This is a genomic window from Coleofasciculus sp. G3-WIS-01, assembly GCF_040223135.1.
In the GTDB taxonomy this organism is placed as follows: domain Bacteria; phylum Cyanobacteriota; class Cyanobacteriia; order Cyanobacteriales; family Coleofasciculaceae; genus Coleofasciculus.
Map to the genome: position 1 here is coordinate 1 of NZ_JAVJZI010000103.1, position 6917 is coordinate 6917.

5 protein-coding genes are annotated in these 6917 nt (G+C 46.1%); all 5 read right to left on the bottom strand.

What is annotated here, in order from left to right; genetic code table 11:
* Positions 1-333 precede the first annotated feature (333 nt).
* Positions 334-2685: a CRISPR-associated helicase Cas3' gene (gene cas3 / locus RIM23_RS10835; protein WP_446366932.1), complete on the bottom strand. Its 2352-nt coding sequence runs from the start codon at positions 2683-2685 to the stop codon at positions 334-336.
* Between the two features lie 139 nt (positions 2686-2824).
* Entirely contained in the window at positions 2825-3460 is a 636-nt protein-coding gene (gene cas6 / locus RIM23_RS10840) for a type I-MYXAN CRISPR-associated protein Cas6/Cmx6 (protein ID WP_446366934.1), read from the bottom strand.
* An 801-nt stretch (positions 3461-4261) separates the two neighbouring features.
* Positions 4262-4555 carry a CRISPR-associated endonuclease Cas2 gene (cas2, locus tag RIM23_RS10845; protein WP_446366936.1) on the bottom strand — a complete coding sequence of 98 codons (294 nt, stop codon included), beginning with the start codon at positions 4553-4555 and terminating at the stop codon, positions 4262-4264.
* A gap of 8 nt (positions 4556-4563) precedes the next feature.
* Entirely contained in the window at positions 4564-6036 is a 1473-nt protein-coding gene (cas1, locus tag RIM23_RS10850) for a type I-MYXAN CRISPR-associated endonuclease Cas1 (RefSeq protein WP_446366938.1), read from the bottom strand.
* On the bottom strand, positions 5945-6917 hold a 973-nt coding region (locus RIM23_RS10855; protein ID WP_446366940.1), incomplete at its 5' end, for an RNA-guided endonuclease InsQ/TnpB family protein. The genes cas1 and RIM23_RS10855, both read right to left, overlap by 92 nt.

Sequence of the window (6917 nt, forward strand, 5' to 3'; positions counted from 1 at the left end):
TTAAAATTCAAAATCATTCGGTTTGATATTTTGTTGCTTGGTGGTTGAGATCTGGGCTGTAGGGGCGGGTTTAGGGACTTAATTAAGGGATTATTGATAACTGAACAACGAAACCCGCCCTGATTCAATTGACGGTTAAAATTCAAAATCATTCGGTTTGATATTTTGTTGCTTGGTGGTTGAGATCTGGGCGAAGCATTCGTGGAGTTAATTTATCGGCTTCGGATGAACATTGTGGCACGAATGCTTCGCCCCTACGAATGCCCCGACGAATGCCCCTACGAATGCCCCGACGAATGCCCCGACGAATGCCCCGACGAATGCCCCTACGGGTTATTTTGCCCCTGTTTCTGAACTGTATTCCACCTGATCAGGAGGTGCAACGGGATAAAATCCATTCCGCCGCCACTCCTTAAACCCAGGGATAATCCGAATCGGAATTGTCCACCGTGGACATTCTTTTTTAAAGGATTTATCCTGACGTTGATTGGCGGCATTTTTAATATTAGCTAAATCCTCCTCTAATAAAACCGTAATCGTATAGCCCGGTTCCCGTAAAAAATTAGGACGGGTACACCAACATCCCTCTAACCATTCCGATTGACTCGGCTGTTGTTCTGGAGTAGACATTTGAGCAACAATCTCGGCTAAATCCTGCTGGGAAATCGCTTTTCCGGCTAATTTATCAACCAAATGCTGTCCTGTTTCTAATTCATCTTGGGAGTAAGGACGTGAATCCTCCCAAGGATAAAATAAGGCTGGGGCAATTTGACCCGACGCCAATTTTATCCGATGGTTTGCTGTGGTAATCACCCGACGATTTAATCGCCCTAACCGCTGAATTAACGCCGAGGCTGGGGCGATTGGGGTGACTAATAAATCCGCACTCAAATCCAAAGACATTTCACAAACTTGAGTGGTAATCGCTAACACCGCCCCCTCACGTTCAAAGGCGTTGATCACGGCTTTATGTTTCTCCACTCGGTCAAAATAGCGATAGCGACTGTGATAAATTAATACAGGAATTGAATCCGGAATCTGTTTTTTTGCCTCTAAATACAGTTCCCGACAGGTATTTACTGAGTTTGTTACCCATAACACTTTATTCTGGTGGTGACGAGTTAAGGTTTCCCGCACCTTCTCCCAAGCTTGATTCGCTGATGGGATAGACTCAATCTGATATCGTGGCAAAACTTCCAAATTTTTCGGTCCTTCAATAATCTGAGTTTCTTCTCCCAATTCCCCAACCACTCCTTGAATCGCCTGAATCTGTTCCGGTGTAAAACTAGCACTCATCAATAGAATAGGTGCACCGCGAAAGGTATCCAGAAATCGCAATAAAGCCCCAAATAAGCGATTATCATAAGCATGAACTTCATCAAACACAAAAGCGGCTTGAGCGATCGCACTCCAGGAATACAGCGATCGCCGATTATTTTGCATTAGCCCCAAAACCGTATCTACAGTGCAAACAATCAACTTTTGTCTCCAAGCCGTGAGGGCGGCTAGGCGATCCTCAATCCCTTCATCCTCATCCCCAGAAAACAAGATTTCTCGGTCTAAATCAGCGCGAGAATGCATTAAATCCGCTTCAATTTTTGTCTCGTGGGCGTAATCAATAAACCCCTGCGTCGCGGTTCCCGTCGTCGGATAGCCAAAAAACAACTTGCGATCGCCTGCCCATTTTTTTGCCCACGCATACGCCCCAATAGTTTTCCCAGTTCCACACCCGGCTTTAACTAAAGTAATCCGATGGGGAGTCGCGGCAATTTTCTGTTGAAATGGGCGTAATTTTTTCCCTTGCAGTCGTTGTTCCAAAACCTGATCCAAGTCGTCTTCAGATAAGGTAATCGATAAAACATTCTCAATCCAAACTTTAATATTTTCATCCACAACAGGCAAAGCCGAACCCGCTAAATCCGCCGCAATTACCGTAGCTTTCACCGCCGCAATAAATCTCAGTCGCTTTGTATCGTTTTCAGCGATAATTTGCTGTTCAACCGGGTCAAATTCATGATATAATCCTTTCAATTCCCGTTCTAGTTCTTCCTTCGTCCAAACTTTTCCAGGAACGGCAGGTAAATTAGCCGGGAGTCCCAATTGCCGACCCATTTTTAACATTTGTTTAAAATCATTGTGGTCGGTATAAATAAATAAACCACTTCCGGTTCCACTACGGACTGTTAAATCAAGGTCAGACGTCATCTTCAAATGATGTCCCATTGCCGCCCAAACAGCAATCACCAGATCAGCATTTGGACATTGTTCTAACCAATGGCGAAATTTAGGAACACGCAAGGCGAGGATACCGCTTAAAACTTCATGGCGAATCATTTGTTTCCCATGATGTTTCTGCCATAATTTACCCAGTGTTTTAAGCTTATCCCGTTTTTTCGGGTCTTGGGATTTTTGGGCAGTATTCAGATAAACCATCTCTTGAAAATGCTGATTTGCCTTACCCCAATCATGCAGGTACGCCCCCAATCTCACCGTATTTGCAAATAATTCCAAATCACTCTCATCCAATCCCAGTTGTTGAAAAATCCGCCTATCTAAACGCTTCAACAATACCTCAGCCCCTCGCTTAACTAAGGCAATATGACCCGTAAAAGTCGCCGCATTTTGACTCCGAATTGAATCAGAATCAGATATAGATTTAGCCAGAAGTCGTTTAAATTTAGACATAATCAACCTAATTGTCGCGGCGAATTCAGCCTCTCAAGACGAGAGAACAAACGTTTCAGTGTAATCAGTGTGACTAACCTCTCACCCCCTACCCCCATCTCTCTCATAAATCCGTGAAATCAGTGTTTTGACAAAAAGGTTACAAAAACACCCCGCAACCCATGTGCCGCCGCCCTCCTAATCCCCACTGTTGCAATGTCAGGGAATCCTCTTCACTAAGATGGCTAACTTCAGTGGTAAATCCAACTACCGTATCTTGTTGAATTTTTATCGCTTTGCGCTTCGGTGTTTGATCCCGATTCAGGGGAATTCGCAACTCTCCCGACACCCCCAACCGATTCAATTGACGCTGCGCCGCTTGGAGAAAGGATTCGGGTTCGGTATAGCCTTTAATCGTAACAATACGCGATCGCACCCTTGACTTGGCGCTGAGGGGTTCAATCCTGGGAATCCCAATCTGGATCGGATGATTGCCAATCTGAACTCGTTTTCCCGCGATCGCATAAACCAAGGGAATCTTGGTAATCGGTAAACGAATCAGCAGGCGCGATCTATCTGTAAGCGCAATTTTCCCTTGGCGATCGGGAATACCGGGAATCGTCAATATCTGAATTTCATTCTGCTGGTGAATCGCCGCACAAAGCTTAGATAAAGCCGAAAACAACCCAAAGCCGTGATCAGCCGGCAGCATTTGTCCTTGAATGCTAAAGCTTAAATTGACAAACAGTTCGATAGGAGACGCGCCTGTTTGCCGTTCTACTATTGTGGAATTCATCGTTGAACCTAGTTGAAACCAGGTGTTTTCAGCGCCTTACGGCAATCCGAGGTGGGGATGAATGGCACTCAAATAAGCCGTTTGCGATCGCCTCTTGAGCAACCGTAGGGTGGGCATTGCCCACCAGCCAAAATTTCAGTACCATCTGGCTTAAAATATTTCATTCTTACTTACAGGATACATTGAATTATTCACCTCGTCAACAACAAAAAGGAAATTAAAGAAAAACGCCTGACGGCATCTGAGGGAACAAGGACAGCAAGACCAAAGTATGAATAAATCTCACCGCCCGCTTCACAGCGACTGTCCAACTTACGGGATAGTGCTCAACGCCTTTGCTTTGCTTGGCTAAACGTCTCTGCTCAACGCTTACGGCATCAAAGGTAACGGCACAGCGATCACAGGGACTCTTAAATCATAATAACTGCCAATCGGTTTAGCAAGCATTTCCCCGACCCACCTCGACTCACGCCAAAATCGACTCAAATCGGGGTAATTTCGACAAAAACCCCAACGTTATAACCCTTAGACTAACATCGATATACCATTTTTGGATTCGCGATCGCATACACTCAAGGAATCTTGGTAAGCTGTTCGGCATTTAAACCTTAATATCAATAATGGCTCTCATCCTTATAGTAGGGCGAGCATCTTGCTCGCTGCTTGCTAACATCTATTCGTTGTGTTGATGCTATTATTAAGTTTTCAAAGCCTCTCTCCTTGAAGGAGAGAGGTTTGGAGAGAGGTCAAAACCTAAACAATCAACGCCTATCGGCATCAAAGGTAATCTTAAATGTTGCATCAAACAATCCGATATCCCGCTTGAACATCAGACCAAGCATCAGGACGATTATAGGCGCGAAGTCCACTCACACATTGATCACAAAGGCGAATTAGCAATAAACTATCCTCCGCCTTTAATACCTTCTCCAACTCCCACCGCAATTTTTCCCGTCCCCGCAGGGTCAAAAAACAGCGGAAAATAGAGTATTGAATGCGCTCACCGTATCCTTGAAGTAACTTATACGCCTTGCGCCAGCGCTTGGGACAGCGGATATCGTAGCAAATTAAGTACCAGTTTTTTTGTTCACCCATATTCCACCTCAACGCACCACTAATTGACCAAATAAACCGCCTTCACCGAACCATTCTTTTTCCAGCAAGCGAACTTCGAGTTCTAACAAACGGCGATAGGTGAGAGAATAACCCGTAACAGGATGTTTCCAGGTTTCCTGTTTCCGTCGTTCGTATAAACCCACGAACTTTCGTCGTCCCGTATCACTTAACCAAACCTGTACTCCCCGCACGTCAAAGTCAGCTTGCACATCCCACTGACCTTTATTAATCGAAGCCATAACCACCATATCCACCAACGGAACTCGGAAAATTTCCATTAAATCCAGTGCTAATGGTGAAGCTTGAGAACGAGGTTGGTGGTAAAATCCCAATGCCGGTTCTAGCCCCACGGTGAGGATGGCATTCATCACATCCTTAATTAATAACGCATAGCCAAAACTCAACAAGGCATTAAATCGGTCTTTCGGAGGGCGGCGATTGCGATGGTCAAAGCGTAATTCAGGCGGAACTGTGGCGGCAATTAAACAAGGTAACGCGGCAAAATAGGACGCGGCTAAATTCCCTTCTAACCCCAATAAAGATTCACGAGATGGGGCAGAGGAGACGTTTTTCAGCACCGCTTTCATCTGCGCGATCGCACGTTTTAGTTTAGCCGATTTTCCCTGACTACCACGCTTTCCCCGCATCAGGAATTTGCGCTGTCCTTGACCGCGACAGGTGACTAATTTTCGGGCTAATTCCAGACAAGTATCCGGCTGATTCAAGGCTTGATATTGATGGATGCGCCGCTGAATACTGCCTTGTCGGGTATCAAAACTGCCGATATAACGTCCACCCCCAGAGATAAAATGCACACCAATTCCTTGAGTCACACAAAAATGCAGGGCTTGGGTGGAGATTTGTGAAAAACTATGGAGGACAAGTTGTCCCACCTGACGCACGGGAACCGTTTCCACGGGTTGACCCCGGCGGCTGAGTTTCAGTTGTTCCCCAGTACGCCCAACGGCTGTTCCCGGTTCCAAGACATGAATCACCTGGCGTTCATCATCAGGGGGAAAAAGGCGCATCGGTTGCCATTCCCGATTATGGGCGAGTCGGGCTTCTTCGGGTAAGCAGACGGGGGCGAGGGAACAACGGGCGCACATCCTCTCGTTATCCGTAACTGGGGGACGATGGCTGGATTGTCGCAGGATTCGCGCTTGTTGGATAGCGTCTCGCACCGTGGCGCGTCCGAGATCATCTAGGGGAACATGAACTAAGACGTTATCAGCATGGTAGCGAATTCGTCCTTGTGCGATCGGGATACCCAAAGCCGATTCAATTAGGTAAGCGTAGGCGAGAATTTGCAGTTTATCACTATCCCAGGCTTGGGGTTGATTGTTCTCGTCTCGGTAGCAACGTCCACGTTTATGTTCGTAGGGAATGGTTTGTCCATCGCGGGTGCGGAGGGCGTCTACTCGACCACGTAATCCGAGTTCTGGGCTTTCTAGGATTGACACTCCCACGGCGATAGAGCGCGTGGGATTCTGTATTCAACGTCAAAACTTGCTCTACCAGGCTTGCACCAAGTAGCGTAGAGGCTTCAACTCCTACAGCGTTACTTTGGGGATGCCCTCCCCTAGATTTTGCCTTGAGCAAAATGTTTATAGCCGCATTCCAATCTCTTTGCAGAATCAATCCACACTTACAAACGTGGGTTCTTGTGCTGAGAGATTTTTTCACAATCACTTTGCATTGACTGCATTCAACAGATGTGTATTGAGGTGGAACAGCAACAGCCAATCTTCCCAACTTGATGGCAAAGTGTTCAATCCACTGCCTAAATTGATACCAGCTAGCATCAGCAATTGACTTAGCCAGACAGTGATTTTTGAGCATATTGGCAACCCTCAAGTCTTCATAGGCTACTAAGTCGTTAGACTTGCAAACGTGAAGCGCTAGTCTTTTAGCGTGTTCGGTACGTTGCCTACTTACTCTTAAGTGTTTTCTGGAATACTGAGCTACTGCTTTACGGCGACCTGATGAACCCTTTTTCTTCTTGTAGATGGCTCGTTGGCTGTGCTTGATAGCAGTTTCCGCCTTACGCAGAAACTTTGGGTTAGGTTCCTGGTGTCCGTTTGAGTCAGTATAGAAAGACTCCAACCCGACATCCAGCCCAATTTCTTGACCTGTTGGCGGTTGAATATCAAGACACTCAACGTCAACAGCAAATTGACAGTAATACCCGTCAGCCCGACGCACAAGCCTAACCCGCTTAATGGACTTAACCGGATACTGATGGATATCCCATTTACCCAGTAGCTTGAGTTCACCAATTCCCTTTTTATCGGTGATAGTGATACGGCGTTTTGTTGGATGAAGTTTCCAGCCGCTAGTTTTA

Excerpts from the sequence above, each read along its gene's own strand:
- cas2 (WP_446366936.1), bottom strand. The coding sequence starts at position 4,555 with ATGGGTGAACAAAAAAACTGGTACTTAATTTGCTACGATATCCGCTGT.
- cas3 (WP_446366932.1), bottom strand. The coding sequence starts at position 2,685 with ATGTCTAAATTTAAACGACTTCTGGCTAAATCTATATCTGATTCTGAT.
- cas6 (WP_446366934.1), bottom strand. The coding sequence starts at position 3,460 with ATGAATTCCACAATAGTAGAACGGCAAACAGGCGCGTCTCCTATCGAA.